23 protein-coding genes and 1 riboswitch are annotated in these 26,952 nt (G+C 71.5%); of the genes, 17 read left to right on the top strand and 6 right to left on the bottom strand.

The features are described 5' to 3' along the window. Positions 1 to 539 precede the first annotated feature (539 nt). The gene (locus tag ABZ532_RS24815; protein ID WP_361287760.1) at positions 540 to 692 is read left to right on the top strand and encodes a hypothetical protein; all 153 of its coding nucleotides are present in this window, start codon (positions 540 to 542) and stop codon (positions 690 to 692) included. A 377-nt stretch (positions 693 to 1,069) separates the two neighbouring features. Here the strand turns inward: ABZ532_RS24815 and ABZ532_RS24810 are convergent, their stop codons facing one another. The 3 genes from ABZ532_RS24810 to ABZ532_RS24800 form a co-directional block, all read right to left on the bottom strand. After that, positions 1,070 to 2,905, bottom strand: a complete 1,836-nt coding sequence (locus tag ABZ532_RS24810) for an FG-GAP-like repeat-containing protein (protein ID WP_361287757.1) — start codon at positions 2,903 to 2,905, stop codon at positions 1,070 to 1,072. Positions 2,906 to 3,715: 810 nt separating this feature from the next. Further along, positions 3,716 to 3,949, bottom strand: a complete 234-nt coding sequence (locus tag ABZ532_RS24805; RefSeq protein ID WP_361287754.1) for a ferredoxin — start codon at positions 3,947 to 3,949, stop codon at positions 3,716 to 3,718. Beyond that, a complete protein-coding gene (locus tag ABZ532_RS24800; RefSeq protein WP_361287751.1) occupies positions 3,949 to 5,442 on the bottom strand; it encodes an aldehyde dehydrogenase in 1,494 nt (497 codons plus the stop codon). The genes ABZ532_RS24805 and ABZ532_RS24800 overlap by 1 nt, the downstream gene beginning before the upstream one ends. A gap of 110 nt (positions 5,443 to 5,552) precedes the next feature. On the opposite strand from ABZ532_RS24800, the gene ABZ532_RS24795 reads away from it, so the two are divergent. The 8 genes from ABZ532_RS24795 to ABZ532_RS24760 all read left to right on the top strand — a co-directional run bounded on the left by ABZ532_RS24795 (position 5,553) and on the right by ABZ532_RS24760 (position 14,253). Further along, a complete protein-coding gene (locus ABZ532_RS24795; RefSeq protein WP_361287748.1) occupies positions 5,553 to 6,203 on the top strand; it encodes an HAD family hydrolase in 651 nt (216 codons plus the stop codon). A 109-nt stretch (positions 6,204 to 6,312) separates the two neighbouring features. Further along, complete coding sequence (locus ABZ532_RS24790; RefSeq protein WP_361287745.1) at positions 6,313 to 7,350, top strand: MBL fold metallo-hydrolase; 1,038 nt, start codon at positions 6,313 to 6,315, stop codon at positions 7,348 to 7,350. Between the two features lie 120 nt (positions 7,351 to 7,470). Continuing rightward, positions 7,471 to 7,542: riboswitch (cobalamin riboswitch) on the top strand. Between the two features lie 136 nt (positions 7,543 to 7,678). Then, positions 7,679 to 8,932 (top strand): prenyltransferase/squalene oxidase repeat-containing protein, encoded by a 1,254-nt coding sequence (locus ABZ532_RS24785; RefSeq protein WP_361287742.1) that lies wholly within the window; start codon positions 7,679 to 7,681, stop codon positions 8,930 to 8,932. Between the two features lie 65 nt (positions 8,933 to 8,997). Next, positions 8,998 to 9,678 (top strand): transmembrane domain-containing protein, encoded by a 681-nt coding sequence (locus ABZ532_RS24780; protein WP_361287778.1) that lies wholly within the window; start codon positions 8,998 to 9,000, stop codon positions 9,676 to 9,678. Next, positions 9,675 to 10,859 (top strand): energy-coupling factor transporter transmembrane protein EcfT, encoded by a 1,185-nt coding sequence (locus ABZ532_RS24775; protein ID WP_361287739.1) that lies wholly within the window; start codon positions 9,675 to 9,677, stop codon positions 10,857 to 10,859. The genes ABZ532_RS24780 and ABZ532_RS24775 overlap by 4 nt, the downstream gene beginning before the upstream one ends. Next, positions 10,859 to 12,688, top strand: coding sequence for an ATP-binding cassette domain-containing protein (locus ABZ532_RS24770; RefSeq protein ID WP_361287736.1), 1,830 nt, complete (start codon positions 10,859 to 10,861; stop codon positions 12,686 to 12,688). The genes ABZ532_RS24775 and ABZ532_RS24770 overlap by 1 nt, the downstream gene beginning before the upstream one ends. 47 nt (positions 12,689 to 12,735) lie before the next feature. Then, the gene (locus tag ABZ532_RS24765; protein WP_361287775.1) at positions 12,736 to 13,545 is read left to right on the top strand and encodes an ECF transporter S component; all 810 of its coding nucleotides are present in this window, start codon (positions 12,736 to 12,738) and stop codon (positions 13,543 to 13,545) included. A 300-nt stretch (positions 13,546 to 13,845) separates the two neighbouring features. Next, positions 13,846 to 14,253: a transglycosylase SLT domain-containing protein gene (locus ABZ532_RS24760; RefSeq protein ID WP_361287733.1), complete on the top strand. Its 408-nt coding sequence runs from the start codon at positions 13,846 to 13,848 to the stop codon at positions 14,251 to 14,253. Positions 14,254 to 14,414: 161 nt separating this feature from the next. Here ABZ532_RS24760 and ABZ532_RS24755 read toward each other — a convergent pair whose 3' ends face one another. Beyond that, positions 14,415 to 15,584 carry a steroid 3-ketoacyl-CoA thiolase gene (locus ABZ532_RS24755; protein WP_361287730.1) on the bottom strand — a complete coding sequence of 390 codons (1,170 nt, stop codon included), beginning with the start codon at positions 15,582 to 15,584 and terminating at the stop codon, positions 14,415 to 14,417. A 320-nt stretch (positions 15,585 to 15,904) separates the two neighbouring features. Here ABZ532_RS24755 and ABZ532_RS24750 point away from each other — a divergent pair, with 320 nt between their 5' ends. The 6 genes from ABZ532_RS24750 (at position 15,905) to ABZ532_RS24725 (ending at position 22,601) form a co-directional block, all read left to right on the top strand. Beyond that, positions 15,905 to 17,155, top strand: a complete 1,251-nt coding sequence (locus ABZ532_RS24750; RefSeq protein ID WP_361287727.1) for a cytochrome P450 — start codon at positions 15,905 to 15,907, stop codon at positions 17,153 to 17,155. Positions 17,156 to 17,596: 441 nt separating this feature from the next. Beyond that, positions 17,597 to 19,603, top strand: coding sequence for a hypothetical protein (locus ABZ532_RS24745; protein WP_361287724.1), 2,007 nt, complete (start codon positions 17,597 to 17,599; stop codon positions 19,601 to 19,603). Between the two features lie 37 nt (positions 19,604 to 19,640). Further along, positions 19,641 to 20,342, top strand: coding sequence for a DUF6882 domain-containing protein (locus tag ABZ532_RS24740; protein WP_361287721.1), 702 nt, complete (start codon positions 19,641 to 19,643; stop codon positions 20,340 to 20,342). A gap of 29 nt (positions 20,343 to 20,371) precedes the next feature. Continuing rightward, on the top strand, positions 20,372 to 21,217 hold the full coding sequence (locus ABZ532_RS24735) for a GNAT family N-acetyltransferase (protein WP_361287718.1): 846 nt from the start codon (positions 20,372 to 20,374) through the stop codon (positions 21,215 to 21,217). 209 nt (positions 21,218 to 21,426) lie between these two features. Continuing rightward, positions 21,427 to 22,095 carry an O-methyltransferase gene (locus ABZ532_RS24730; RefSeq protein ID WP_361287715.1) on the top strand — a complete coding sequence of 223 codons (669 nt, stop codon included), beginning with the start codon at positions 21,427 to 21,429 and terminating at the stop codon, positions 22,093 to 22,095. 176 nt (positions 22,096 to 22,271) lie between these two features. Continuing rightward, positions 22,272 to 22,601 carry an antibiotic biosynthesis monooxygenase gene (locus ABZ532_RS24725; RefSeq protein ID WP_361287712.1) on the top strand — a complete coding sequence of 110 codons (330 nt, stop codon included), beginning with the start codon at positions 22,272 to 22,274 and terminating at the stop codon, positions 22,599 to 22,601. A 73-nt stretch (positions 22,602 to 22,674) separates the two neighbouring features. On the opposite strand, the gene ABZ532_RS24720 is transcribed toward ABZ532_RS24725, so the two are convergent. Beyond that, a complete protein-coding gene (locus ABZ532_RS24720; protein ID WP_361287709.1) occupies positions 22,675 to 23,028 on the bottom strand; it encodes a PRC-barrel domain-containing protein in 354 nt (117 codons plus the stop codon). Positions 23,029 to 23,127: 99 nt separating this feature from the next. Between ABZ532_RS24720 and ABZ532_RS24715 the strand changes: the two genes are divergently transcribed. Then, positions 23,128 to 23,634, top strand: a complete 507-nt coding sequence (locus ABZ532_RS24715) for a GNAT family N-acetyltransferase (RefSeq protein ID WP_361287706.1) — start codon at positions 23,128 to 23,130, stop codon at positions 23,632 to 23,634. Positions 23,635 to 23,701: 67 nt separating this feature from the next. Here ABZ532_RS24715 and ABZ532_RS24710 read toward each other — a convergent pair whose 3' ends face one another. Beyond that, on the bottom strand, positions 23,702 to 25,801 hold the full coding sequence (locus ABZ532_RS24710; protein WP_361287703.1) for an MFS transporter: 2,100 nt from the start codon (positions 25,799 to 25,801) through the stop codon (positions 23,702 to 23,704). Positions 25,802 to 26,032: 231 nt separating this feature from the next. On the opposite strand from ABZ532_RS24710, the gene ABZ532_RS24705 reads away from it, so the two are divergent. Next, complete coding sequence (locus tag ABZ532_RS24705; RefSeq protein WP_361287700.1) at positions 26,033 to 26,938, top strand: peptidoglycan-binding domain-containing protein; 906 nt, start codon at positions 26,033 to 26,035, stop codon at positions 26,936 to 26,938. Positions 26,939 to 26,952 lie beyond the last annotated feature (14 nt).

Below are 26,952 nucleotides of genomic sequence, written 5' to 3'. Positions count from 1 at the left end.
GAAGCACCGGCGGCCTCACCATGAACGATCAGACTCCTTCAAGATCAGCAGAGCCCGCAAGAAACGAGCCCTGCCACAAAGTCTGACGCGCGACAGTGGGACCAAGGGGCCGGAGTCCACTCGGCAGCGAGAGAGCCCCGCCCGGTTGACGTGAGCCTGGCTTTCGGACCACCCGCTCGAAGGGCCGTCCTGTGAGGTGATCGCGAGATCGACAGTGCGCCCAGGAGCCCGGGGAGGACGGGAAAGGCCATGGGGTAAAGCGCTACAACCGTGGCGCAAAGCCGGTGATCAAGGCCTTGAGGCCGGTCGTGGGTGGGTCTACCGCAGCTCGGCGTTGCGGGTGGGGCTGGGCCTGGAGCCGTTCTCGGAGCTCGATCTCCTCGGCGGTGAGTGGCTCTCCCGGCTGACGGGATGTGTACGCGCGTGCGCCGCAGTGGCAGGCCGTCGTCCCCCGCGGCGGCGGCAGGGCCGCGCCGGGGCCGGGGTAACCGCCCGACGAGCGCTGGCGGGACGGCGCCGTTCAAGGCCCAGGCCAGCACGTGCACACCCGGGACACCGCGCACGCCTCGCTGTCCAGCCCGGCCGCGATGATCTGGTCCGCGTCCATCGCCGCGTCCAGCCACGGCACCATCGCCACCTCCGCACCGAGCTGCTCGACACGAGGGCGGCGGCGTCCGCAGTCCGTGCGGTGATGTCGATCTGGATCAGTCCGGGCGGCTCGTCGTAGGTGTCGTCGTTCATGGCAGGCACAACGGCGGCGGCTGCCATCGGTACCGGCACCGGGGCCACCGCAGGCGGTGGGAGTTGATCGTCACTGCAAGCGGCTCGTGTCGCCCGATGTTGGCGCTCATACCCGGCTGGTGGTTTGCAGCGGTCATGACCGTGAACGGGCTGTGGTCACGGTCGCTGAGCGGGTACGCCGAAGGGCGCCCGGTGGCTCATGTGGGGGGGGGCGAGTCTCCTGGGCGCCCTTGGGCCGGTATTCGTCTGTGTCAGGGGCGACATGTGGTCTTCTTGTCGCCGCTTGGCGTTTTGGTGCCGGGCCCCGGGTGGTGCCTGGCTGGTGGGGTTAGCGCAGGGTTGTGGGAGCGGCGAGGATCCGGGGGCCGGGTCGGTGGGGCTTGTACGGCTTATACGGCTTGTGGGGCCATGGCTTGTGCGGCTTGTGCGGCTTGTCCGGTGCGGTGACGGTCACGGTCACCGCCTCGCCGGTGGTGCTGCCTTCGGCGTTGGTGGCGGTGGGAGTGAAGGTGTGCTCGCCGGGGGCGACGGGGGTGGGGGAGGTGCAGGTCCAGTTGCCGGTGTCGTCGACGGTGGCGGTGCAGATGACGTTGTCGTTCTCGTCGGTGACAGTGATGGTGTCCCCGGGGCCGCCGGTGCCGGTGAAGGTCACCGGGCAGCCGTTCCGGGTGCCCGCCGCGCTGGGGTACGGGCGGGAGGATTTGCCGCAGGTGACGGTGGATCCGTCGGCCGGGCTGGTGATCACCGGTGCGGTGGGGGGCTCGACCGTGTCGATGGTCACGGTCACCGGCTCGCCGGTGGTGCTGCCTTCGGCGTTGGTGGCGGTGGGAGTGAAGGTGTGCTCGCCGTCCGGGATCGGAGCGGCAGCGGTGCAGGTCCAGTTCCCCATGTCGTCGACGACGGCGACGCAGATGACGTTGTCGTTCTCGTCAGTGACGGTGATCGTGTCACCGGGCCCGCCGGTTCCGGTGAAGGTGGGGGTGCTGTCGTCAATGGTGGACCCGTCGGCCGGGCTGGTGATCACCGGTGTCGTAGGCGCAGTGGTGTTGAGCAGCACCGACACAGTGTCACCGTCTTGGTTGGCGGTGGTCAGGTCCGGTAGGCCGCCGTTGAAGTCCCCGATCGCCACCGAGACGGGCCGATCGCCGGTCGGATAGGCGACCGGGGCGGCGAACGTGCCGTCGCCGTTGCCCGCGAGCACGGACACCGTATCCGTAGGGGGGTTGGCGACCGCCAGGTCCAGGTTGCCGTCGCCGTCCAGGTCCCCCACAGCCACTGAGATCGCGTCGGCGCCGGCTGGGTAGTCGACGGCTGCGGCGAAGGTGCCGTTGCCGTTGTTCAACAGCACCGACACCGTAGCGGAGGTGATGTTGGCGGTGACCACGTCCAGATCACCGTCGTTGTCGAAGTCACCCACGGCCACCGAGAAAGGCTCGTCGCCGACGGCGTAGTCGACTGCGGCGGCGAAGGTAGCGTTGCCGTTGTTCAACAGCACCGACACGGTATTCCCGTTCGTGTCGGCGGTGACCACGTCCAGGTCACCGTCGCCGTCCAGATCCCCCACCGCCACCGAGATCGGCCCGTCGCCGGCTGGGTAGTCGACCGGGGCGGCGAAGGTGCCGTTGCCGTTGTTCAACAGCACCGACACCGTATCGGTGGTGAGGTTGGCGGTGACCACGTCCAGGTCACCGTCATCGTCCAAATCCCCCACGGCCGACGTCCACGAGCCCCCGCCGGCCGGGTAGTCGACGGCTGCGGCGAAGGTGCCGTTGCCGTTGTTCAACAGCACCGAGACTGTACTCACTTGCGAGTTGGTGGTGACCAGGTCCAGGTCACCGTCGCCGTCGACGTCACCGACGACCACCGATCTCGGCCCGTCGCCGACCGGGTAGTCGACCGCGGTGGCGAAGGTGCCGTTGCCGTTGTTCAACAGCACCGACACCGTGTCCGCGATGAAGTTGGCGGAGACCAGGTCCTGGTCGCCGTCACCATCGAAGTCACCCACCGCCACTGATTGCGGGAATTCGTCGACGGGGTAGTCGACCGGGGGTGCGAAAGTCGCCGTCGCAGCCCACGCGCTTGAGGGGAACAGTCCCACAATCATCCCGGCCGCCATCAGTAGCGCGACCACCGGCGCCAACGGGCCCCGCACCGGCCTGGTCATGGCGTCTTCCCCGATACACGCTCTGACATCATCGTCTCATCCTCTTCTCAAGACCGCTGGGACGTGGACACCCAGGCGCCCCGGACGACACCACCGCAGAGACGTGAGGGGGCTCGTCGCCCGGCCCCTCTCTCCCAGAGCTGACGGGACGATCCATCCCACGGCGAGGAAGACGGCACAGCGATCGGGCCATGCTTCATCAAGCCGGCATCGAACCCGCCACCGCGTCCTGACGTCACTCAGCCTCATGACCAGCAGAACCGCCCGGGCAACGCACACCCTCCCAACAACGCGCACGCACCCCTCCCCGACACCCTCGAACAGCGATCGAGAACACCCGATAAGCCCAACACGCATCGATCCAGCACCGGAGACCCCCGCCGATCCCGACAGCCTTAACCCGGCGAGGGGAACAGGGGAGGATGCTGTGCGGCTACCCGTCGTCGAGGTGCTGGCAGGGGGGAAGGGACTTCTACGGGGAGGCGGTAGAAGGCGGCGTGAACCGTGACACCCGGCCGCGGTCAGTGATGTCGATCTGGATCAGTCCGGGCGACTCGTCGTAGGTGTCGTCGTTCAGGTCGGACACCGGAACGCGGGTGGTCCTGACCCGGGGAGGCCAGGACGGGGCGAGGCCGGGTCGGGGACGACCTGACGCAACAGTAGGCCGCCGACGCGTGGGGACGGAGCAGGCGCTGCGCCGCGAGACGGCCCCGGGACGAAGTCCGGGGGCGACCGGGGACGGACGCACCGGCCCCGACAGGATGTGGTGCACCGGGAACACGGACCCGAGGCCTCGAAGCCACCCGCGGGCTACTCCTCCGGTGGGAACACAGGCTCCCCCGTGTCAGGAAGAGTGATCAGGATCGCCTCCACCGGGCACCCCTCCGCCGCAGCGAGGATCCCCTCGTTCGCGTCCGTGTCCGGCTCCGCCGGGTGGGACTGCCGGGCGGAGTCCAGCCGGAAGCCGCCCGGAGCGTGGCTCACGCACATCCCCGAGCCGATGCACACGCCCCGGTCGACCTCGACGTGCCAGCGGTCGCCCATCAGCTCTCGCCTCCGCCCTCGCTCCCGCTCCCGCTCCCGCTCCCGTACGAGGCGGGCAGGTGGATCATCTTGTGCTCCAGGTAGGAGCCGAAGCCCTCGGGGCCGAACTCGCGCCCGAGTCCGGAGTTCTTGTAGCCGCCGAACGGGCCGAGCATGTCCAGGCTGAAGGTGTTGACGTTGTACGTGCCCGTCCTGATCCGGCGTGCGAAGTCGATCCCGTGCTCGATGTCCGCCGTCCACACACTGCCGCTGAGCCCGTAGTCGGAGTCGTTGGCGATGGCAGCGGCCTCGGCCTCGTCCCCGTACGGCAGCAGGCAGATGACCGGCCCGAAGATCTCCTCGCGGGCGATCCGCATGGAATTGTCGACACCACCGAACAGAGTGGGCTCGACGTACCACCCGTGGTCGAGACCGGACGGACGTCCGCCGCCGGTGAGGACCTTGGCGCCTTCCTCCTGGCCGATCCTGATGTAGTCGAGCGAACGCCTCTGCTGGCGTTCGGCCACCAAGGGGCCGACCTGGGTCGCCGGGTCCAGCGGGTCCCCGACCACGAGCGCGCCCGCCGCGGCGGCGAAGGCGTCGGCGATCTCGTCGTAGCGCGAGTGCGGGACGAGGATCCGTGTCTGGGCCACGCACGCCTGGCCGTTGTTCATCCAGGCCGCGGGGACGACGCCCTGCACCGCGGTCTCCAGGTCGGCGTCCGGCAGGATCACCGCCGCCGACTTGCCGCCCAGCTCCAGTGTGACGCGGGTGAGATTGCGGGCCGCGACCTCCATCACCCGCTTGCCGGCCGCGACCGAGCCGGTGAACGAGACCTTGTCGACACCCGGATGGCCGACGAGGTACTCGCTTACCTCGCGGTCGGCGGGCAGGATCGACACCACGCCTTCCGGCAGCCCGGCCTCGCGGAGGATGTCGGCGAGGATGTACGCGTCCAGCGGGGACTCCGGGGAGGGCTTCAGCACCACCGTGCAGCCCGCGAGCAGGGCGGGCGCCAGCTTGGCGGCGGCCACGAACTGAGGGACGTTCCAGGGCACGACGGCCGCGACGACCCCGACCGGCTCACGGCGCACGAGGATCGGCCCCAGCACACCGCTGCGGCGCTCCTCGTAGGTGAAGTCACGGGCGACGGCGATGGCCGCGTCCCACACCATCATCGCGCCGAGCGCCTGGGCGAGCACGCTCCAGGAGTACGGGGAGCCGTTCTGCGAGCTGATCGAGCGGGCGATCTCCTCGTGGCGTACGGCGAAGGCGTCCTTGATGCGGCTCACGACCGCGATCCGATCCTCAAGGGCCGTACGCGGCCAGGGCCCTTCATCGAAAGCCCGCCGCGCGGCGGCGACGGCCCGGTCCACGTCACCCTCGGTGGCATGCGGGACGCGTCCGATGACCTGCTCGGTGTGCGGGGAGACCACCTCGATGGTGCCGGTGCCGAGTGGATCGACCAACTCCCCGCCGATGAACAGCTTTCCGTGCTCGACCAGCTCGGTCATGACGCTGCCTCCTGCGCTGCCGCTGTGCGTCTCGGACGTTCCTGACGTTGCTTCAGAACTGATACCAGTTCTAGTTGGAGGAGACCAGGCTGGCGTCTAACCTCTCGGACATGATCAAGCCCATTGAACTCGTGATATTCGACTGCGACGGCGTGCTGGTCGACAGCGAGCGCATCGCCGCCCGCGTACAGGTCGCCCTGGGCGTGGAGTTGGGCTGGCCGCTCACCGAGGACGAGGTGGTACGGCGGTTCATCGGGCGCTCGCACGCCGCCATCCGCGGGCAGATCGCCGAGCGCCTCGGCGAGGAGACCGCGGCGCTCTGGCACAAGCGGTTCGAGCAGCTGCACGCCGAGGAGGTCGACGCCGGGCTCCGCCCCGTCGACGGACTGCCCGAGGCCCTGGACGCGATCGCCCTGCCCACGTGTGTCGCCTCCAGCGGCTCGCACGAGAAGATGCGCCACACGCTCGGCCGCACCGGCCTGTACGAACGTTTCGCCGGCCGCGTCTTCAGCGCCACCGAGGTCGCGCGCGGAAAGCCGGCGCCGGATCTGTTCCTGTACGCGGCGGAGCGGATGGGTGCGGACCCGGCGGCGTGCGCGGTGGTCGAGGACAGCCGGCCCGGGGTCGAGGCCGCCCGCGCGGCGGGGATGCGGGCCTTCGGTTACGCCGGGGGCCTGACGCCCGGCGAGCGGCTCACGGGTCCTGGCACGGTCGTGTTCGACGACATGCGCACGCTGCCCGGCCTCGTCGCCGGACGATGAGAGGGATCCGGCAACGAATCTGACAGCTCGTCAGTTTTCGGTACAGTGAGCCGGTGGACCGGTGAACCGGCAGCCGTGCCCGCGTCTTACGGGAGGGGGACGAAGTCACATGTCACAGGTGACGGAACACGGCGGAGGGGTCTGGTCCCTCCGGGTCCCCATCCCTGACAACCCTCTCGGCCACACCCTGGTCCACGTCCTCGACACCGACCGCGGCCCCGTCCTCGTCGACACCGGCTGGGACGACCCGGACTCCTGGACGGCGCTCACCGAGGGCCTGACCGCGCTGGGCACGTCCGTCGGCGATGTCCACGGCATCGTCATCACCCACCACCATCCCGACCACCACGGTCTGTCCGGCCAGGTACGGGAGGTGTCCGGTGCCTGGATCGCGATGCACGCGGCCGACACCGCGGTCGTACGCCGCACCCGCGGCGCCGACCCAGGCGTCTGGCTGGACTACATGACCGCGAAGCTCACCGCGGCCGGGGCCCCCGATGCACATCTGGCCCCACTGCGGGCCGCCCGGTCCGGGGGCAGGATGCGGACCCTGCCCGGACTCAGGGCCGCCCTGCCCGACCGCGAGATCGCCCCCGGCGAGCTGCTCGACCTCAAGGGCCGGCGACTGCGGGCCATCTGGACCCCCGGCCACACCCCCGGCCACGTCTGCCTCCACCTCGAGGAGCAGCACCCGGCCGACCTCCCGGGCCACGGCCGGCTCTTCTCCGGTGACCACCTGCTGCCCGGGATCTCCCCGCACATCGGCCTGTACGAGGACCCCGACGACACCACCGTCACCGACCCACTGGGCGACTACCTGGCCTCCCTCGAACGCGTCGGCCGGCTCGGTGTCGCCGAAGTGCTCCCGGCACACCAGCACCCCTTCACGGACGCCCCGGCCCGGGTGCGGGAGCTGCTCACCCACCACGAGTCCCGGCTCACCGGGCTGCTCGCGCTGCTGGCCACCCCGCTCACGCCCTGGCAGCTCGCCGAGCGGATGGAGTGGAACCGCCCTTGGGACCGGATCCCCTACGGTTCGCGCAACATCGCGGTCTCGGAGGCCGAATCGCATCTGCGGCGCTTGGTGAAGCTTGGCAGGGCGGAGGCGGTGCAGGGGAGCGAGCCGGTGACCTACGTGGCGGTGTGAGCTTGGGACGGCTGCGTGACCGTGCGACACATACCCTGTGACCCACGCCCCTACAGGCTCCCAGGGGCCGTGCGCGTGTGGGCCGGTAGAGTGAGCCCGTTGTCATCAGCCCCGTACGAGGGGAAGCCGGTGCGAATCCGGCGCTGACCCGCAACCGTGAGCCGCCCGCTGTGGGCGGTGAGCCGGAATGCCTCGTACCGGGACATGACCGGCTCCTGCCGTCGGGACCTGAATCCGTCGGCGGAGGCACCGTCGAGGAATACGGGGCCGGAGCCCGGCGCCCCAGTGTGCCCGTGCCCGGCTCCCCGCAGGAGAGGCACCGCCCGCCATGACCATCCGTCGCAGCGCAGCCGCGCTCACCGCCGCTTCCGCCGTTTTCTGCGGCGCCCTGGCAGGCGCCCCGGCAGCGATCGCCGCGCCGTCCCCCGCTCCCGCACCCGTGATTCCCGACGGGCTCTACGGCACGACGGACCCGACGTACGACGGTGTGTGGCGGCAGTCGCTGGCGTTCCTCGCCCAGGACGTGGCGAAGGTGGTCCCGTCGGCCAAGGCGGTGTCCTGGCTGGCCGGGCAGCAGTGCGCGAGCGGCGGCTTCGCCTCGTTCCGCGCCGACCCCGCCAAGCCCTGCGACGCCAAGACGATGCTGGACTCCAACGCCACCTCCGCCGCGCTCCAGGCGCTGAGCGCGCTCGGCGGGCACAAGGAGCAGGTCGCCAAGGGCGTCGACTGGCTGAAGTCCGTGCAGAACGCTGACGGCGGCTGGGGCTACAACCCCGGGTTCCCCTCCGACGCCAACTCCACGGGGATCGTCATCGGCGCCCTCGCTGCCGCCGACGCCCGTCCGGCCGCCATGAAGTCCGCCAAGGGGAAGTCGCCGTACGACGCGCTCGTGTCGTTCGCCATCCCCTGCACGGACAAGACCGGCGGCGGTGCCTTCGCCTACCAGCCCGACAAGGCCGGCAAGCTCGTCGCGAACGGCGACGCCACCGCGGCCGCCGTGCTCGGCGGGCTCGGACGCGGGCTGGTCGTGAGCGGGCCCAAGCCGGGCGGCGCCCCGAAGTGCGTCAGCGCCGACCCCGCGACGCCCGAGCAGTCGGCCCGCAACGGCGCGGCCTACCTCGCCACGGCCCTGGCCAGGACCGGCCACCTCGACACCGCGCCGATGCCCGGCGCGGCCGACCCGGCGCCGCAGCCCGACTTCGGCAACACCGCGGACGCGGTTGTCGCGCTCTCCGCGGCCGGCCACAAGGACAAGGCGGCCGCCTCCCTCACCTGGCTGGAGAAGAACTCCTCCGCCTGGGCCAAGGCGGGTGGCCCCGCCGCCTACGCCCAGCTGATCCTCGCCGCGAACGCCTACGGCGCCGACCCGCGCCACTTCGGCAGCTCCGACCTGGTCAGCCTGCTGAGCTCGACCGGTCCCGCGCCCGCGTCCACGAAGGCCCCCGCCCCGGCCGCCGAGGCGGACGAGAAGGAGGTCGTGGGCGGTGACAACGCCGGTATCTGGTGGATCATCGGCGCCGGCCTCGCGGCGGGCGTCGGCGCCGGCTTCCTGATCAGTGGTCGCCGGAAGAACAAGCAGTGACCTTCGCGGGCGCGGGGGGCTCGGCACCCGTGGCGATACGTGGGCGGCTCGCCGTTGCCGTCGTCCTGGCGCTGAGCACGCTGTTCTTCGTGCTCGCCGCCGGGGCGGCGCCCGCGCACGCCACCGGATACCGGTACTGGTCGTTCTGGGTGTCCGGCGACGGGTCGGGAGACGGGTCCGGCGGCGGGGCGAAGGGCAACTCCTGGGCGTACGCCACCGAGGGCCCGGCCACCGCACGGCCCTCCGACGGCGAGGTCAACGGCTTCCGCTTCGCGGTCAGCGCGGACTCCGCCGACGCGACGAAGCCCCGTACCGCCCCCGACTTCGCGACGCTGTGCGCCGCCACGCCCGCGAAGCCCGGCACCAAGCGGGTCGGCATCGTGATCGACTTCGGCACCCCGGAGCACTCCCCCGAAGGCGAGACCCCGCCGGCCCCGGACAGGCGCAACGCCTGCGCCCGGGTCGACGCCTCAGCCACCAGCGCGGAGGCCCTCGCCTCCGTGGCCAAGCCGCTGCGCTACGACAGCGCCGCGCTGCTCTGCGGGATCTCCGGATACCCGAAGTCCGGCTGCGGTGACCAGGTCGCGGCCGACTCCGCCCCGGCTTCGCGTGCCCCCCAGGCGGCGAAGCCCGATGGCGCGCGGGACGGCGAGGGAGGCCCTTCGCTGGGCGTCATCGGCGGCGTCGCGGCCGTACTCGCGCTGGGCACCGCGGCGTTCTGGCAGGCGCGCCGCCGACGCGGATGACTTCGGTGACTCCGGGCGCCCCGGGCGCCCCCGGCCGGACCGGCCCGTCCGTTCGGGCCCGCGTCCCCCGGCCCCGTGGTGCCTGGCGGGCACCCGAGGCCAGCCGGAGCAACGCTCTGCACGCGGGGGCCTGGTGGGTGTGGGCGCTGGGTCTCGCGACCGCCGCGTCACGGACGACGAATCCGCTGCTGCTAGGCCTGCTGGTCGGGGTGGCCGGTTATGTGGTGGCGGCGCGGCGGACCGATGCTCCATGGGCACGGTCGTACGGGGCCTTCGTCAAACTGGGCCTGTTCGTCATCGCCGTCCGGCTGGTGTTCTCCGCTCTCCTCGGCTCGCCGATCCCCGGAGCGCATGTCCTCATGACCTTGCCCGAGGTACCGCTTCCCGACTGGGCGCGAGGCTTCCGGCTCGGGGGGCGGGTGACGGTGGAGCAGCTCGTGTTCTCGTTCTACGACGGGGCGAAGATGGCCGCGCTGCTGGTCTGCGTGGGCGCGGCCAACGCGCTCGCCAGTCCGGCCCGGCTGCTCAAGTCGCTGCCCGCCGCGCTGTACGAGGCCGGGGTCGCCGTCGTCGTCGCGATGACGTTCGCACCGAGCATGGTCGCGGACGTGGCGCGGCTGCGCACCGCGCGCAAGCTGCGGGGGCGCCGTGCCGGAGGCGTCAAGGCCGTGCTCCAGATCGGGCTTCCGGTGCTCGAGGGCGCACTGGAGCGCTCAGTGGCGGTGGCGGCGTCGATGGACGCGCGGGGCTACGGGCGCAGGGCCGACGTGCCACGTGCCGTCCAGCACACCACCACCGCGCTCACGCTGGGCGGGCTGCTCGGGGTGTGCGCGGGCTCGTACGGGCTGCTCGCCGCGGAGGGTGCCGGATACGGGCTGCCGGTGCTGGTGGGCGGATTCGCCGCCGCCGCTGCGGGGTTGTGGCTCGGTGGAAGGCGCCAGGTCCGTACCCGCTACCGTCCCGACCGCTGGGGCGTACGGGCGTGGCTGGTGGCCGGGTCCGGCGCCGCGGTCGCTGCGCTGATGATCTGCGCGGGCACCTACGCTCCGGAGGCGCTCCAGCCGGGGGTCGTGCCGCTGACCGCGCCGACCCTGCCGCTGCTCCCCGCGGCCGCGGTCCTGATCGGACTGCTGCCCGCCTTCGTCGCCCCTGTACCCCGTTCCCCTGCCAAGGAGACGTAGTGATCCGCTTCGAGAACGTCTCCGTCACCTACGCCGGCCGTGGGACGCCCACCATCGAGGGCGTCGACCTGACCGTCCCGGAAGGCGAACTCGTCCTGCTGGTGGGCCCTTCCGGTGTCGGCAAGTCGACTTTGCTCGGGGCGGTCTCCGGCTTGGTCCCGCACTTCTCGGGCGGCACCCTGCGCGGCCGGGTCACCGTCGGGGGCCGGGACACCCGCACGCACCGGCCCCGTGAGCTGGCCGATCTCGTCGGCACGGTGGGGCAGGACCCGCTGGCGCACTTCGTCACCGACACGGTCGAGGACGAGCTGGCGTACGGCATGGAGTCACTGGGGCTGCCCGCCGACGTGATGCGGCGCCGGGTGGAGGAGACCCTCGACCTGCTGGGGCTCGCCGAGCTGCGCGACCGGCCGATCGCCACGCTCTCGGGTGGTCAGCAGCAGCGTGTGGCGATCGGCTCGGTGCTCACCCCCCACCCGAGGGTCCTGGTGCTCGACGAGCCGACGTCGGCGCTCGACCCCGCGGCAGCCGAAGAGGTGCTGGCCGTGCTCCAGCGGCTGGTCCATGACCTCGGCACGACCGTGCTGATGGCAGAACACCGGCTGGAGCGGGTGGTGCAGTACGCCGACCGGGTCGTGCTGCTGCCCTCACCGGGCGCGGCTCCGATCACCGGCTCCCCCGCCGAGGTGATGGCGCACTCTCCCGTGCACCCTCCGGTGGTGGCGCTCGGGCGGCTGGCGGACTGGGAGCCCCTTCCTCTTTCTGTACGTGACGCCCGGCGGCGGGCGGGAGAGGCGGGAGGGCTGCGGGAACGGCTGGCAGGGATGAGTCCGTCCCAGGCTCCATCGGCTGCCTCAGCCGACGAGACCGTCGCCGGTCCGGTCACCGGCTCCGTCACCGGTCCCGTCACGAGGTCCGTCTCCGAACCTGCCGCCGAACCACTCCCCGAGCCCCTCGCCGCGGCGCCGGGAACCACCGGGCTGCGCGGGGTGCTCGCCCGGCTGCGGACCTCCGCCACGCCCAAGGCGCCCGCCCGCGCCCCGGGCTCCGCCGCACACCGCGCCACCCCGGGCCCCGCCGCCGCCCTCGTCACCGCCCAGCGGCTCTCCGTGCGCCGTGGCCGCGTGGAAGCGCTGCGTGACGTGCGCTTCGCGATGGGCCCCGGGGAGACCGTCGCCCTCATGGGCCGCAACGGCGCCGGGAAGTCGACGCTGCTCGGGACGCTCGTCGGGATGATCGAGCCCGCGTCGGGCGAGGTGCTCGTCGGGGGGCGCGTGCCGCACCGTACGCCCGCCCCTGAGCTGATCCGCGAAGTTGGCCTGGTGCCGCAGGAGCCCCGGGACCTGCTGTACGCGGACACCGTGGGCGCCGAATGCGCCGCAGCCGACGTGGACGCGGGCGCCGAGCCCGGGACCTGCCGGGCGCTGGTCTCCGCCCTGCTGCCCGGCGTACGGGACGACACGCACCCCCGCGATCTGTCCGAGGGACAGCGCCTGGCGCTCGCCCTCGCGCTGGTGCTCACCGCCCGGCCCCCGCTGATCCTGCTGGACGAACCGACCCGTGGCCTGGACTACGCGGCGAAGACCCGTCTGGCGTCCGTGCTGCGCGGTCTGGCCGCCGACGGCCACGGAATCGTCATGGCGACGCACGATGTGGAGCTGGCGGCCGAGCTCGCGGACCGTGTGGTGATCCTCGCGGACGGTGAGGTCGTCGCGGACGGTCCGACCGCCGATGTGGTCGTGTCGTCGCCCGCCTTCGCACCCCAGGTGGCGAAGGTGCTCGCTCCGGGCCCCTGGATGACCGTGGCCCAGGTGGGGGCCGCCCTGTGACCGCGCCCCGGACTGCCCGCACGAACCGCGTGCGAGCCACCCACGCCATGCGGCTCGGGCCCCGTGCCATCGCCGCGCTCGCCCTGGTCAGCGCCCTGGGAGTGGTCGCCTTCGGCTGGCCGCTGCTCGCCGGCGCAGGGTCAGGGCTGACCGCGCACGCCCAGGACGCGCCCTGGCTCTTCGCGGCGTTGCTGCCGCTGCTCGTGGGGGTGGTCGTCGCGACGATCTCCGACGGGGGCGTCGACGCGAAGGCCGTGGCGATGCTCGGGGTGCTCGCGGCGGTCGGCGCCGCACTGCGCCCCCTCGGTGCGGGGACGGCGGGCCTGGAGCCCATGTTCTTCCTGATGGTGCTGAGCGGCCGGGTGCTGGGGCCGGGCTTCGGCTTCGTGCTCGGGTCGGTCACGATGTTCGCGTCCGCCCTGCTCACCGGCGGGGTGGGGCCCTGGATGCCGTTCCAGATGCTCGCGATGGGCTGGTTCTCGATGGGGGCGGGGCTGCTGCCCGGCCCCGCCCGCCTCAGGGGCCGTGCCGAGCTGCTGATGCTCGCGGGATACGGTTTCGCCGCGGCCTTCGCCTACGGCACGATCATGAACCTGTACGGCTGGACGATCGTGCCCGGCCTGGCCTCGGGCATCTCCTTCCGGCCGGGCGACCCTTTGCACGAGAACCTGGTCCGCTTCCTGGCCTACTGCCTGACCACCTCGCTCGGCTGGGATCTGGGACGTGCGGTCCTCACCGCCGTACTGACGCTGACGATCGGCGCCACGCTCCTCAAGGCGCTCCGGAGGGCGACACGGCGGGCCGCCTTCGAGGCCCAGGTCACATTCGAGGCCCCGGAAAACCCCTCGCAGGGGTGAAGCAGCCCACAGGACCAAAGTCCCGAAACTACCCGTCTTCGTAGCCATTGCCCGAGGACGGGTTTTTTGCCGACACGACCACTGAGCTGCATATAAAACCCATATGTCTACTTAGGGACTTTGGTCCCGTACTCACCCTTCCTACTCGTATGTGGTAGGTGAGCCCGGTCACGGCGCAGGCCTTCAGCCCCCGGTTACAACTGTTCCCGTCGCAAGGCGCCGCAGGGCCTCGAGCCCGGCACACAGCCACACTCGGCCCCGCGCTTCGTGACCGCCACGCCCCCGACGTTAGGTATCGCCTTGTCTCGCTCGCTGTTCACCCGCTTCGCCGCCCGCAACAAGTCCGTCGTCGCCGGCACCGCCGTGCTCCTCGGTGCGGTCGGTGCGGTGATGGGGACGACGACGACGGCTTCCGCCGCGCCTTCCACCCCGAAGGACATCGCCAAGCAGATGATGTCCACCGCCGAGTTCCAGTGCTTCGACAAGATCGTCACGCACGAGTCCAACTGGGACCACACCGCCACCAACGCCTCCTCCGGCGCCTACGGCCTGGTCCAGGCTCTGCCCGGCTCCAAGATGGCCAGCGCCGGCGCCGACTGGAAGACCAACCCCAAGACACAGATCAAGTGGGGTATGGACTACATGAAGGAGCGCTACGGCAGCGCCTGCGACGCCTGGAACTTCTGGCAGGCCAACCACTGGTACTAAGCCACTGGCCGGGCGCAAGGCCACGGGAGCAGGGCGCGACTGACGTCGCAGGGCCCCGGAGCGACGACCACCGTCGCACCGGGGCCCTGTTCCCGTTTCTGCCCGGATTCCGCGACCCTGCCTTCCGGGCCGGGCCCGGTTCAGAAGCCCTGATTCCGTGCTCAGAGCCGCTGGATGATCGTCCCCGTCGCCAGCGCACCACCCGCGCACATCGTGATCAGCGCGAACTCCTTGTCCCTGCGCTCCAACTCATGCAGCGCCGTGGTGATGAGCCGCGCCCCCGTCGCGCCCACCGGGTGCCCCAGCGCGATGGCCCCGCCGTTGACGTTGACCTTCTCCAAGTCCTGCTCGAAGACCTGGGCCCAGCTCAGCACCACCGAGGCGAACGCCTCGTTGATCTCCACGAGGTCGATGTCGGCCAGCGACATCCCCGCCTTCCCGAGCACCGCGCGGGTCGCGTCGATCGGCCCGTCCAGGTGGTAGTGCGGGTCCGCCCCCACCAGCGCCTGGGCGACGATCCGCGCGCGGGGCCGCAGCTTCAGCGCCCGCGCCATCCGCTTCGACGCCCACATGATCGCCGCGGCCCCGTCCGAGATCTGCGACGAGTTCCCCGCCGTGTGGATCGCGGTCGGCATCACCGGCTTCAGACCGGCCAGTGCCTCCATCGAGGTGTCCCGCAGCCCTTCGTCACGATCCACGAGCCGCCACATCCCCTGCCCCGCGGCCTGCTCCTCCTCCGTGGTGGGCACCTGGACCGCGAAGGTCTCGCGCTTGAACCGCTCCTCGGCCCAGGCGACACCCGCCCGCTCCTGCGACAGCAGCCCCAGCGAGTCGGCCCGCTCCCGGGTCAGCCCGCGGTTGCGCCCGATGCGCTCGGCGGCCTCGAACTGGTTGGGCAGGTCGACGTTCCACTCGTCCGGCCACGGCTTGCCCGGACCGTGCTTCGACCCGCTGCCCAGCGGTACGCGCGACATGGCTTCGACACCGCAGCTGATACCGATGTCGATGACCCCGGCCGCGATCATGTTCGCGGTCATGTGTGCGGCCTGCTGCGACGAACCGCACTGGCAGTCGACGGTCGTCGCGGCGGTCTCGTACGGCAGCCCCATCGCCAGCCAGGCGTTGCGGGCCGGGTTCATGGACTGCTCGCCGGCGTGGGTCACGGTGCCGCCGACGATCTGCTCGACGCAGTCGGCGTGGATGCCGGTGCGGCCGAGCAGTTCACGGTAGGTCTCCCCCAGCAGATACGCCGGGTGCAGATTGGCGAGCGCGCCGCCGCGCTTGCCTATGGGTGTGCGTACGGCTTCGACGATGACGGGTTCCGCGGCCATGAGCTCGTCCTCTCCTCACGCCCGGCGGAGGTCGTCCCGGTGCCCCCGCAGGGCGACTGACGCACAGCGAAGAACTAGTACGCGTTCTAGTTCTCCGTTCAGTGTCGTGAGACTTACCCCCGGTACGCAAGGGTCTTGCACGGCTCCGGCCGGACTCGACCCACCCACGGCCGATCCCCGAGCGCAACAGTTCCCGCCGTATGCCTTGCCAGTTGCGGAGCCCGTTACTACCTTGCCGACAATTCTGATGGATCGTCAGATGCTGTCGGGCCGTTCGTCAGACACTTGCCAGACCGTTCGTCAGACCATGGAGCCGCCCCATGTCCTGTCCAGCGCTGCCCGAAGGGTTCGACGCCACCGACCCCGACCTCCTCCAGAATCGCATCCCCTTCCCGGAGTTCGCCGCACTGCGGCAGACCGCGCCGGTCTGGTGGTGCCCGCAGCCTCGCGGCATAACCGGCTTCGACGACGAGGGCTACTGGGCCGTCACACGGCACGCGGACGTCAAGTACGTCTCCACGCACCCGGAGTTGTTCTCCTCGACCGAGAACACGGCCATCATCCGCTTCAACGAGCACATCAACCGCGACCAGATAGAGGCCCAGCGGCTCATCATGCTGAACATGGACCCGCCGGAACACACCCGGGTCCGCCAGATCGTCCAGCGCGGATTCACCCCGCGTGCGATGCGCGGCCTCGAGACGGCACTACGCGAGCGGGCACAGAAGATCGTCGACGAGGCGAAGCGGGGCGCGGGAGCCGACGGCCGCTTCGACTTCGTCACCAGCATCGCGGTCGAACTCCCCCTCCAGGCCATCGCCGAACTCATCGGTGTGCCCCAGGAGGACCGGGCCCGGATCTTCGACTGGTCCAACAAGATGGTGGCGTACGACGACCCCGAGTACGCCATCACCGAGGAGATCGGCGCCGAAGCGGCGATGGAGCTGATCGGCTACTCGATGAACATGGCCGCCGACCGCAAGCAGTGCCCGGCCAAGGACATCGTGACCCAGCTCGTCGCGGCGGAGGGCCAGGGCAACCTGTCATCCGACGAGTTCGGCTTCTTCGTGCTGCTGCTCGCCGTCGCGGGAAACGAGACCACCCGCAACGCCATCAGCCACGGCATGCACGCGTTCCTCACCCACCCCGAGCAGTGGGAGCTCTACAAGCGCGAACGCCCGGTGACCGCCGCCGAGGAGATCGTCCGCTGGGCCACGCCGGTGGTCTCCTTCCAGCGCACGGCGACACAGGACACCGAACTCGGTGGCCAGAAGATCAAGCGGGGTGACCGGGTCGGACTCTTCTACTCGTCGGCCAACAACGACCCGGAGGTCTTCGACCGCCCCGAGTCCTTCGACATCACCCGCGACCCGAACCCGCACCTCGGCTTCGGCGGTGGCGGCCCTCACTTCTGCCTGGGCAAGTCCCTCGCCATCCACGAGATCGACCTCATCTTCAACGCCGTCGCCGACACCCTGCCCGGCCTCCGTCTCGCCGGCGACCCGCGCCGACTGCGCGCGGCCTGGCTGAACGGCATCAAGGAACTCCAGGTCAGAGTGGTCAGCTCCTGAGCCGCCGGGCACGTCGCCCGGTCCGCCCAGCCGACGCGTACGGACGCGAGAGCGGGTCCCACGCGTGTACGCACGAGTCCCTCGGCACGTACGGGCGGCAGGACGGCCCTGGCGTAGAGGACGTCACGGCACGTCAGGAGGGCAAGGGGGTGCCCTCCTCCAGGTGGTTCGGCTCTTCGGGCTCCAGGGATGCGGCCCGCACCCGAGCACGGTCAGGACCTCGACGGCCACGTGCCGCCGCCACTGCGCTCCGTGCCGTGCATGCGTGGCGAGCCGTGCATGCGTGGCGTGCCGTGCCGTGCCGTGCGTCCACACGATTCGCGATACGCATGTGTCCTGGGGGACGGCGCGTGGCGGTCGCCCCGACGGATTGTCAGTGGGCTGTGCTGAGATGAATCGCGGCTGAAGGAGCCGATGAAACGCGGGGATCGGGGGCGTGTGATGACGCACGTAGAGGCTGAGCTGCACAAGCCTCAGCAGCGGTGGGAACGACCGGCGGGGGCACTGGACTCGGTGCCCTCACCGCGTGCGCCGGCCACGCCGCACCGGGCCAGGCAGCGGGCCGCGCTCAGCGCACTCGATCTGCTGCTGTCGCTGGCGCCTCCCGGCGCGCCGCTGCCCGACGACCCAGGCAGCCTGCGCTATCTGGCCCGGCACGACCACGACGACGCCCCGGGCCTGGAGACTCCCGACTGGCTGATCGAGGCGTGCGAGGCCCATGGGATCGAGCCGGAGGGCGGCTGGTGCGGAGCGCCCACCAGGGAAGGGGCGCGGGAGACCAGGCCGCAGAGCTGCGCGAGCTGTGAGTCGACCGTGGAGAGCGCGTACACCCACGGGATCCTCAGCCCGGAGGACCTGCTGGACATCCTTCCTGCGCATCTGCTGCTCGCCCTGCCGCACAACTGGCGGCGGCGGGCCTTCGCCGGTGCCTGGCGCCGGGTCGTCGCCGGACACCTGGAGCGGGAGCTGGGCGCGGACACGGACGCCTGGCTGCGGCTCGCCGCGGCGGCGACGGAGGCCGAGCGGTCGGGGCGGACCTCCCCGGACCACCGGTGCGGGTCCGGCGGGGGTCCGGGTGGCGGGGCGACCTGGCCTGAGCTCGTCGCCCGTTCCCGTACGGGCGCCCCGACGGCGGCCGACCCGGCCGACGGCATCGCATCCGCCGAGGGCCTACCACCGCGGACCCCCGCACCGGCGACCCCCGAGGAGGCGCTGAGGCTCCTCGGGCATGGCAACCACCTGTGGAGCTGGCCGGCCGGCACACTGCTGTGCCTCGCGGAGCCCGAGGTGATCGCCGCCCTGCTGCCGCGGCTCGGACCCGACGCCCCCTGGCTGCTCGCCGCGTATCTGCTGCGCCACGACCGGACTCCGCCGGCCGCGTTCGAGCAGCTGCTGAAGCTGCGCGATCCGGCGGCGTTGCGGGTGCTGGCGACGCAGTCGCGCTGGCTGAGCGACGCGTACGCTGCCCGGCTGGCCGACCTCCGCGACCCGGAGGTGGACCTGGCTCTGCTGCGCAACAGCCACCGGAGCCACCTCCTGCTGAGCATCGCCATGCGGCCTGGTCCGCTGGTCCCCGTGCTGCTCGGGGCGCTGCGGTCCGATCCGGCCGCCCTGCCGCCCGGGGGCACCCTCTGGCTGCGGTCGACCGAACCCGACCTCATCGAGGCGGTGTTCGCCCGGACGGGCGGGCAGCTGAGCCTCGCCCAGCAGCTCGTCGGCTGCCTCAACCTGCTGCGTTCCGGGGGCCCCCGACGGCTTTCGGCGCTGGTGACCGCCGGTCACCTGGGCCGCGCCGCCACCCGCCTGTGCCAGAAGGCCCTGGCCGGACCCGACCCGCTTGCCGTCATCCGCGCGCGAACCGCGCTCGAACTGTCAGCGGCGAAGCTCGCCAAACGTCTGCGGCTGTGCGAGCGCCCGTGGGACACGGCCGAGGTGCTCCGCAGACTGGCGGCCGAGCCCGACTGGGATGCCCTGGAAGCCGAGCACAAGCGCGATCCCCTCCCCCACTGGGACCAGGTGGTCAACCTCCCGGATGCACCGCTCGCACTGAAGCTGCGTCATGCGCGGCTGCTTCCGGAGCCGGCCCACGACAGGCTGCCGCTCAGCCTGGAGCTCACACGGGCCCGGCTGCGGCACGGTGTGGGAGGACCCCACCACCAACCGCTGACCCGCCAGCTCGACGTCCTGCTGGAGGCGGGTCACCTGTCAGGCCACTACCTCGTCCACGAGGCCGCCCCGGCCACGCTGGTGCTGTGGTACCTCAACGCGGCGCTGCGCCGGGCCGACGCACCGGCCCGGATACCCGCCGCCGTGGAAGCCGCCGCCGCCCTGGTCCGCGACCGGCTCGGTACGGACCGCGAGGCCTGGCGCAGGGTGACCGCCCGGCTCACCGAGCGCGATCCGGACTGGGATCCCCTGGCACCGGTCGCCTCCCTGCTCACTCCCTGACCACTCTCCCCGTGACACACCACCTAGGGTTCAGATCATGACCACGACGTTCAGCGAGCCGTTCCTCCGTCTCACCGAGCAGCACGCGGCCTGGGGCGCCGAGCAGCTCGACGTGCTCAACGAGTACCTGCCCATGGGCGACTGGAGCGCGGATCTCGGGCAGTGCCTCTATCGTCAGGGCGGACGCGGGCTGCGGATATCGCTGCTCGGTACGTTTGACACCAACGAGCAGTCCTGGCTGTGGTCCTGGGCGAACCCGGGCTTCCAGGACACACCGGTGGTCGCCGCTGCCGAGCGGCTGAGAGAGTACGGACAGGCTTACGGGCTGCCCGAGTTCGCCGAGGAGCTCGTCCCGCTCTCCGGGCACGCCGATCCCCGGATCGCGGCCGAGACCCTGGCCTTCACCGCGATGGGGGTGCTCGGGGCACCCGGCTACATAGGGGTGCAGGCGAGCCCCGACGCCCGGGCCTACTTCCTCCCGGACGACCCCCGGGTCCCGCGGGCCGTGCCGAGCGCCGTCACGCTGCCGCGCGTGCTGCTCACCGGCGCTCAGCTGCTGGGGCGTTCCGCGCGCAGGGTGGTCGAGGGCTACTTCGCGCACCACGGGCTGCCGCAGCGAGCGACGGGGGACCAGATCAGCGCGGGCCTCGCCGACGGCGGCGCGGTCGACGTGCTGTTCGACGCCGACGACCGTATCGCCGAGGTGAAGGTCAACACCGGCGGAAATCCGGTGGCTTGAGGCGGCTGGGCGGTGGTTCCATGCCCGTCGTGACTTCTCGTGATCATGACGACGACACCCCACCACCACAGCGGCTGCTGGACCGGATCGAGGGCTACTACGACGCGGTACCGCGCACTTCTGCCCGCGCCGAGGACTTCGGCGCGCTGACCCTCTTCGTCAGGGAGGGGCAGGGCTGGCCCTTCTACGCCCGCCCGACCCTGGGCAGCGGCGCCGTGCCGAACGCGGACGACGTGGAGCGGGTGCGTGCCCGGCAGCGGGAGCTGGGGGCGCCGGAGAGCTTCGAGTGGGTGGCCGAGACCGCGCCTGGGCTGCGGGCAGCGGTCGAGGCGGCGGGGCTCGTCGTCCATGAGCACCCGTTGATGGCCCTCGCCGGCGACACCGTGGCCGGCCCGGCCCCTGTCGGCGCCCGTGTGCGGATCATCGGCCCGGAGGATCCGGTGCTGCCGAGCGCTCTGGCCGTGCCCCACCTCGCCTTCGCGGAACCGGGCACGGGCATCGGTACCGCCGGCGCCGACGAGCTCGCCCAAGCGGCGCGGACCGCCGCGGGCGATGGCACGGTGGAGCGCGTGACCGCCCGGATGCGGGCGGGGCTGACCGTCGTCGCGGCGGCGGTGTCGGAGAGCGTGGCCCTGTGCTCGGGCCAGCACCAGCCCGTGGGCGAGGTCACCGAGGTCGTCGGTGTGGGCACACTGCCGAGCGCCCGCCGGCGCGGCCTGGGCATCGCGGTCACGGCGGCTCTGGTGGAGGACGCACGGGCGCGGGGCGTCAACACGGTGTTCCTGTCCGCCGGGGACGAGGACGTGGCCCGGATCTACGCCCGGGTGGGCTTCCGGCACATCGCCACGGCGCTGATCGCGGAGCCGCCCGCGTAGGACTGCGCGACCGCGCCACGTGGACATCGTCACCCTCCGCTGCCGAATGCGCGCACACAGCCGATTGATCGACTGGCGGAGCCGGGACCGCGGGCGGATCCTGACTGGACGCGGCGATCCACCCGAGGGGGCGCCGGGACAGCCGGTCCCGGCGCCCCCTCGGGCCGTGAGCCGTGATCCATTCGGCGTCGTCGCGGTAGGTTTCCCGTATGACTGACAGCCAATGGAACGCCGTGGACGCCTACTTCACCGAGCACCTCTCGCCGAACGACGAGGCACTGTCGGCGGCGGTCGACGCGAGCAGGGCGGCCGGCCTGCCCGACATCGCGGTCGCCGCCAACCAGGGCAAGCTGCTGCACCTGCTCGCCGCCGCCCAGGGCGCCCGGAAGATCCTGGAGATCGGCACCCTCGGCGGCTACAGCACCATCTGGCTCGGCCGCGCGCTGCCCGCCGACGGACGGTTGGTCTCGTTGGAGTACAACCCCGGCAACGCCGACGTGGCCCGGGCCAACATCGCACGTGCGGGCCTCGACAAGATCGTCGAGGTGCGCACCGGCGCGGCACTCGATTCCCTCGCGCGCCTGGAGAGCGAGGACGCCGGCCCGTTCGACTTCTTCTTCATCGACGCGGACAAGGTGAACAACCCCAACTACGTGGAGTGGGCGGTGAAGCTGGGCCGCCCGGGCAGCCTGATCGTCGTGGACAACGTGGTCCGCGGCGGCGAGGTGGCCGACGGGTCGAGCGAGGACGAGGCCGTACGCGCCACCCGCCGCATGGTCGAGCTGGTCGGCGAGCACCCGAGGCTCAGCGCCACGGCGGTGCAGACGGTGGGAGCCCGGAGCTACGACGGCTTCCTCCTCGCCCGGGTGCTGGACTGACCGTCCACCCGGCCGACCGCCGGTGCCGTCCAGTGGCACCGCCGACCTCCTGTTCGCGGCGCCCCGCGAACCTCCTCACGCCGCTGTGAACGGCGGATGTGACGGATGTAGGAGACTGCACGCATGTGATCAAGGCCAGGCGCGGTGCCCGGCCGGTGATTTCCGAGAGGTGTCATGTGCCCAGCGTGGTAAAGATCAACGTCCTCACCGTCCCGGCCGAGCAGCGCGAGACCCTGGAGAAGCGTTTCGGGGCCCGTGCGGGCATGGTGGAGTCCTCCGACGGCTTCGAGTGGTTCGAGCTGCTCCGCCCCGTGGAGGGCACCGACCAGTACCTCGTCTACACGCGCTGGCGTGACGAGGAGTCCTTCCAGGCCTGGATGGAGGGCCCGATGAAGGCCGCCCACCAGGGCGGCGGCGAGGGTGGCGAACGACCCCGCCCGGCCGCGAGCGGATCCGAGGTCTGGTCCTTCGAGGTGGTCCAGCAGGCTGCTCCCAAGAAGGACTGACCCACCAGAGCCTGGTTTCCGGGCCGCTTCCGGGCCGCTTCCGCGGCGCGGGGGCGGCCCCGGAACCGTTCGCTCACGAATGCGGCGTGCCGTAGTGGCGGGAGAACTGCTCCATGGCGAACGGGTCCTCCCCTGGAGGCCCGTACGGGGGCGCCTCCTTGATCTGCTTCTTCGTGCAGTCGACATACACGATCCGCTCGTCGGCATCGATGCGCGTGATGACCCCGGCCGGCAGCAGGGCGTGCTTGGTGAAGATCCAGTGCCCCGTGTCGACCACGATGTACGACCTGCCCACGTCCTCCGAGTGCTCGCCGATCGTGCCGATCTCGCCTTCGCCGGAGAAGGCGGCCTCGACGGCGAACCCGACGAGACTCGTCCCCGGGCGATGGCCGGATTCGGCCGAGTGGGCCCAGATGTGGTGTTCCATAGCGTGCCTCCGGGCGGTGGGATACCCGTTCTCTGCGTCTACCCGTGGTGTACCCGATATTCGCTCGCCATGCAGCGCGGGCCGGATTACACAGAGCGCATGACGAACTGGTCCGTACACCCCGAACGCTTCGACACCGCCGATGCCACCGCCCTGCGCCGCGACTACTACGACGAGGTCGCGAGCCGCTACTGGGGGCGTCCGGCGACGGCGGCGGAGGTCGACGAGGGGCTGGCCGGGGACGGTGTGGAGCGGCTGGCGGGGCCCACCGGGGCGTTCGTCCTGGGGCGGTACGGCGAAGAGGCCGGGCAGAGCGCGCCGGCCGGCGAGGCGGGTGCGTGCGGCGGTGTGCTGCTGCTCGACGCGGACACCGCCGAGCTGACGCGGGTGTACATCCGGCCGGGACTGCGCGGTACGGGCGGCGGTGGTTTGCTGCTGGGCGCCCTGGAGGACGCGGCCCGGCGGCTGGGCGCGCGGCGCATGGTGCTCAATACCCGGCTGGATCTGGTAGAGGCTCGGGCGCTGTACGCGCGTCACGGGTACGCGGAGATACCGGCGTACTGCCAGGGGCCGTACATGGAGGTCTGGTACGGCAAGGAGCTGTGACACGGCTGCCCCGGCAGCCCGACTGCCCGGCACGGCGGCGCGCACGGCTCCGTCTCAGGGCGGCGGATCAGTGCGGCGGACGCGGCGGGCGGTCGTAGTGCCACGCCTCGTGGTCGCGGTGCGGCTCGCCGCTGTACGGGCGCTCGCCGTCGGAGCCGCAGAGTTCGGCGGTGAGCTCCTTCAGCAGCAGCGCCAGATCCGTGGGCCGGTCCGGGCCCCACCAGTCGCCGAGCAGCCGGGCCAGGGACTCCTCCCTGGCCGCCGACAGCTTCGCCGTCGCCTCGACGCCCTTCTCCGTCAGCATCAGCGACATCCCCTCGCGCCGGGCCAGCCCCCGCTCCTCCACCTGCCGCGAGGCCTCGGTGATCGCCTTGATCGGCACGGCGGTGACGTCGGCGAGCCTGGACGGTTCGACCATTCCGTGCCGCCTGATCCGCAGCAGCAGCCAGCTCGCCGCCGGGGACAGATCGAGCCCGGCGACCCGGGTGATCTTCACGTAGATCGCCCGGCGTCCCTCCCGGGATCCGAGCACCGAAAGCGCCCGGGCGCACTCGTCGTACGAGGAGCGCTCGACGGGGTTGGAGGCCAGGGTCTCGGTGCCCTCCGGTGCGGTGACCGAGCCGCGCAGCTTGTCCTCCTTCAGACAGCAGGCGAACACGAAGGCGATCAGGACGATCGGGGCCGCGTACAGGAACACGTCCGTGATGGCGGTCGAGAACGCCTGCAGCGCCTGCGGCCGCATCGCGGCCGGGAGTTCCGCGATGGTGCGCGGATCGGCGGCGAGCTGGTCGGGGGTGGGTCCGGTGCCGGGCGGCAGCGGGTGGGCGACGAACGCGTTGGCGAGCCGCTCGTTGAGCAGGTTGTTGAAGATCGTGCCGAACACGGCCACTCCGAACGACGCGCCGATGGACCGGAAGAAGGTCGCACCGGAGGTCGCGACGCCGAGGTCCTGGTAGGTCACGGCGTTCTGCACGGCCAGCACCAGCACCTGGATGACCATGCCGAGCCCGCAGCCGAACACGAAGAAGAAGATGCCCGACTGCCAGACCGGTGTGTCCACCTGGAGCTGGTGCAGCAGGAGCAGTCCGAGCGCGGTCAGCGCGGTGCCGAGCACCGGGAACACCTTCCAGCGCCCCGTACGGCTGACGATCTGACCTGACGCCGTGGAGGTGAGCAGCAGCCCGGCGACCATCGGGAGCATGTGCACCCCGGACATGGTGGGGGTGACGCCCTGGACCACCTGGAGGAACGTCGGCAGGAAGGTCATCGCGCCGAACATGGCGAAGCCCACGATGAAGCTGATCACCGAGACCAGGGTGAAGGTGCGGATCCGGAACAGCTTCAGGGGCAGTACGGGTTCGGCCGCGTCCCGTTCGACGTGGATGAAGAGCACGAGGAGCACGACCCCCAGCACCGCGAGTCCGACGATCTGCACAGAGCTCCAGGCCCAGGTGGTGCCGCCGAGTGAGGCGACGAGCACGAGGCAGGTGGCGACGGCGGCGATCAGGAAGGTGCCCGGGTAGTCGATGGTGTGGTGGGTGCGGCGGGCCGGGATGCGCAGCGCGACCGCGATGACGAAGAGGGCGACGATGCCGACGGGCAGGTTGATGTAGAAGACCCAGCGCCAGCTCAGGTGCTGGGTGAACAGCCCGCCGAGCAGCGGCCCGAGCACGCTCGTCACGCCGAAGACCGCGCCGAACAGCCCCTGGTAGCGCCCGCGTTCGCGCGGAGAGACGATGTCGCCGACGATCGCCATCGACAGCACGATGAGACCGCCGCCGCCGAGGCCCTGGAGGGCGCGGAAGACGATGAGCTGGGTCATGTCCTGGGCGATTCCGCACAGCGCGGAACCGATGAGGAAGATGACGATCGCGATCTGGAAGAGCCTCTTGCGGCCGTACTGATCACCGAGCTTGCCCCACAGGGGGGTGGCGGCGGTGGCTGCCAGCAGATACGCCGTGACGACCCAGGACAGATGCTCCAGCCCGCCGAGATCGCTGACGATCGTCGGCAGCGCGGTGGAGACGATGGTCTGGTCCAGGGAAGCGAGCAGCAGGCCGAGCAGCAGCGCGCCGATCGAGACGAGCACGCTCCGGTGGCTGCGTTCCGCGCCGGCGCCGGGTGTCGGGCCGGGATTCACGGCCGGGCTGGTCAGATCCCGCGCCATATGACCTCCTCAGGTCCGGTCCACCGGGTCGCTCGCCCTCCCCTCTGCTCCCGCACGTCCCATCGTGGCGGTTCCGTCCCGTTATGGCCTGCTGAGGCTGCGCCCAGGGGCGCGGGAGCTGGACACGGGCTGCATAATCGCTGGCAGCTCAAGGGGAGGGGACCCACGATGACGGGACGCGTCTGTCCTGAATGCGGCGACGCATCGCCGTCACGGAGATGCGGCTGCACGGTGCGCGCCGAGCGGGCGGCGGAGCGCACGGCGGAGATCGCCGCGGCCGAGGACTTCGATCCGCTGCGCATCCGCCCGTATGTGACGCTTCCGGCCCCGCGCAGGTCGGGCCCGGACAACCCGCCTTCGAGCAGTTTCGGCGGCTTCCGCGAGTTCGACACGCAGGAGATACCGCGGATCACGCACGAGTACGAGATCCCGGGCGCGGGCATGGCCGGCTTCGCCACCCGGTACGAGGAGCCCGTTCGCCGTCGCGGCCCCGGAGCGCTCATCGCCGCAGCCGCCGCCGTGGTCGCTCTGGGCACCGGGGCGGCGTTCGCCGGCGGACTGTTCTCCGGCGGCCAGAGCGAGCAGGACCAGGCGCTCCCCGACATCGAGAGCATGGCGCCCTTCCTGAGCGCGGCCCCCAAGGGTCCCTCGTCCGGCACGCCGTCGGCTTCGAAGAAGCCGGGCAGCTCCCCGTCCGCTTCGCTCTCGGCGCTTTCGGCTTCTCCTTCGGCTTCCGCGTCGACCGCCCCATCACCCTCCGCGTCCGCGGCCCCGGGCTCCGGTGCCTCCGCGTCCCCGTCCGTCACGGCATCCGCCGCCCCCCTGGCGTCGCGGGGCCCCGCCTCACCCGCCACGCCGGTCACCCTCCAGCGGGGCGACAGCGGCTCCGAGGTCGTCGAGCTCCAGGAGCGCCTCGCTCAGTACGGCCTCTACGACGGCCCCTCGGACGGCCGGTTCGACAATCACGTGGAGTGGGGCGTGGCGTACTTCCAGGCGATCCGGGGCATCACGGCCGACGCCCAGGGCGTCTACGGGCCGACGACCCGTGAGGCCCTGGAGGCCGAGACGCAGTATCCGTCCGGCAACGACTGGGACGACGACTGGAACGGCGGTAATGGCGGGGGGCACGGCCACTAGCGGCGGCCTCAGAG

It is taken from the genome of Streptomyces sp. NPDC019396, from assembly GCF_040632375.1.
Taxonomy (GTDB): domain Bacteria; phylum Actinomycetota; class Actinomycetes; order Streptomycetales; family Streptomycetaceae; genus Streptomyces.
The sequence above is the reverse complement of the archived record's forward strand: the minus strand, read 5'-3'. Positions and strand labels throughout refer to the sequence as shown.

Bases quoted from the DNA above. Each gene is read 5' to 3' on its own strand.
- ABZ532_RS24810 (WP_361287757.1), bottom strand. From the start codon at position 2,905: ATGACCAGGCCGGTGCGGGGCCCGTTGGCGCCGGTGGTCGCGCTACTG.
- ABZ532_RS24790 (WP_361287745.1), top strand. From the start codon at position 6,313: ATGTCACAGGTGACGGAACACGGCGGAGGGGTCTGGTCCCTCCGGGTC.
- ABZ532_RS24795 (WP_361287748.1), top strand. From the start codon at position 5,553: ATGATCAAGCCCATTGAACTCGTGATATTCGACTGCGACGGCGTGCTG.
- ABZ532_RS24730 (WP_361287715.1), top strand. From the start codon at position 21,427: ATGACTGACAGCCAATGGAACGCCGTGGACGCCTACTTCACCGAGCAC.
- ABZ532_RS24775 (WP_361287739.1), top strand. From the start codon at position 9,675: ATGACTTCGGTGACTCCGGGCGCCCCGGGCGCCCCCGGCCGGACCGGC.
- ABZ532_RS24745 (WP_361287724.1), top strand. From the start codon at position 17,597: ATGACGCACGTAGAGGCTGAGCTGCACAAGCCTCAGCAGCGGTGGGAA.
- ABZ532_RS24740 (WP_361287721.1), top strand. From the start codon at position 19,641: ATGACCACGACGTTCAGCGAGCCGTTCCTCCGTCTCACCGAGCAGCAC.
- ABZ532_RS24710 (WP_361287703.1), bottom strand. From the start codon at position 25,801: ATGGCGCGGGATCTGACCAGCCCGGCCGTGAATCCCGGCCCGACACCC.
- ABZ532_RS24750 (WP_361287727.1), top strand. From the start codon at position 15,905: ATGTCCTGTCCAGCGCTGCCCGAAGGGTTCGACGCCACCGACCCCGAC.
- ABZ532_RS24800 (WP_361287751.1), bottom strand. From the start codon at position 5,442: ATGACCGAGCTGGTCGAGCACGGAAAGCTGTTCATCGGCGGGGAGTTG.
- ABZ532_RS24755 (WP_361287730.1), bottom strand. From the start codon at position 15,584: ATGGCCGCGGAACCCGTCATCGTCGAAGCCGTACGCACACCCATAGGC.
- ABZ532_RS24720 (WP_361287709.1), bottom strand. From the start codon at position 23,028: ATGGAACACCACATCTGGGCCCACTCGGCCGAATCCGGCCATCGCCCG.
- ABZ532_RS24805 (WP_361287754.1), bottom strand. From the start codon at position 3,949: ATGGGCGACCGCTGGCACGTCGAGGTCGACCGGGGCGTGTGCATCGGC.
- ABZ532_RS24715 (WP_361287706.1), top strand. From the start codon at position 23,128: ATGACGAACTGGTCCGTACACCCCGAACGCTTCGACACCGCCGATGCC.
- ABZ532_RS24785 (WP_361287742.1), top strand. From the start codon at position 7,679: ATGACCATCCGTCGCAGCGCAGCCGCGCTCACCGCCGCTTCCGCCGTT.
- ABZ532_RS24765 (WP_361287775.1), top strand. From the start codon at position 12,736: ATGCGGCTCGGGCCCCGTGCCATCGCCGCGCTCGCCCTGGTCAGCGCC.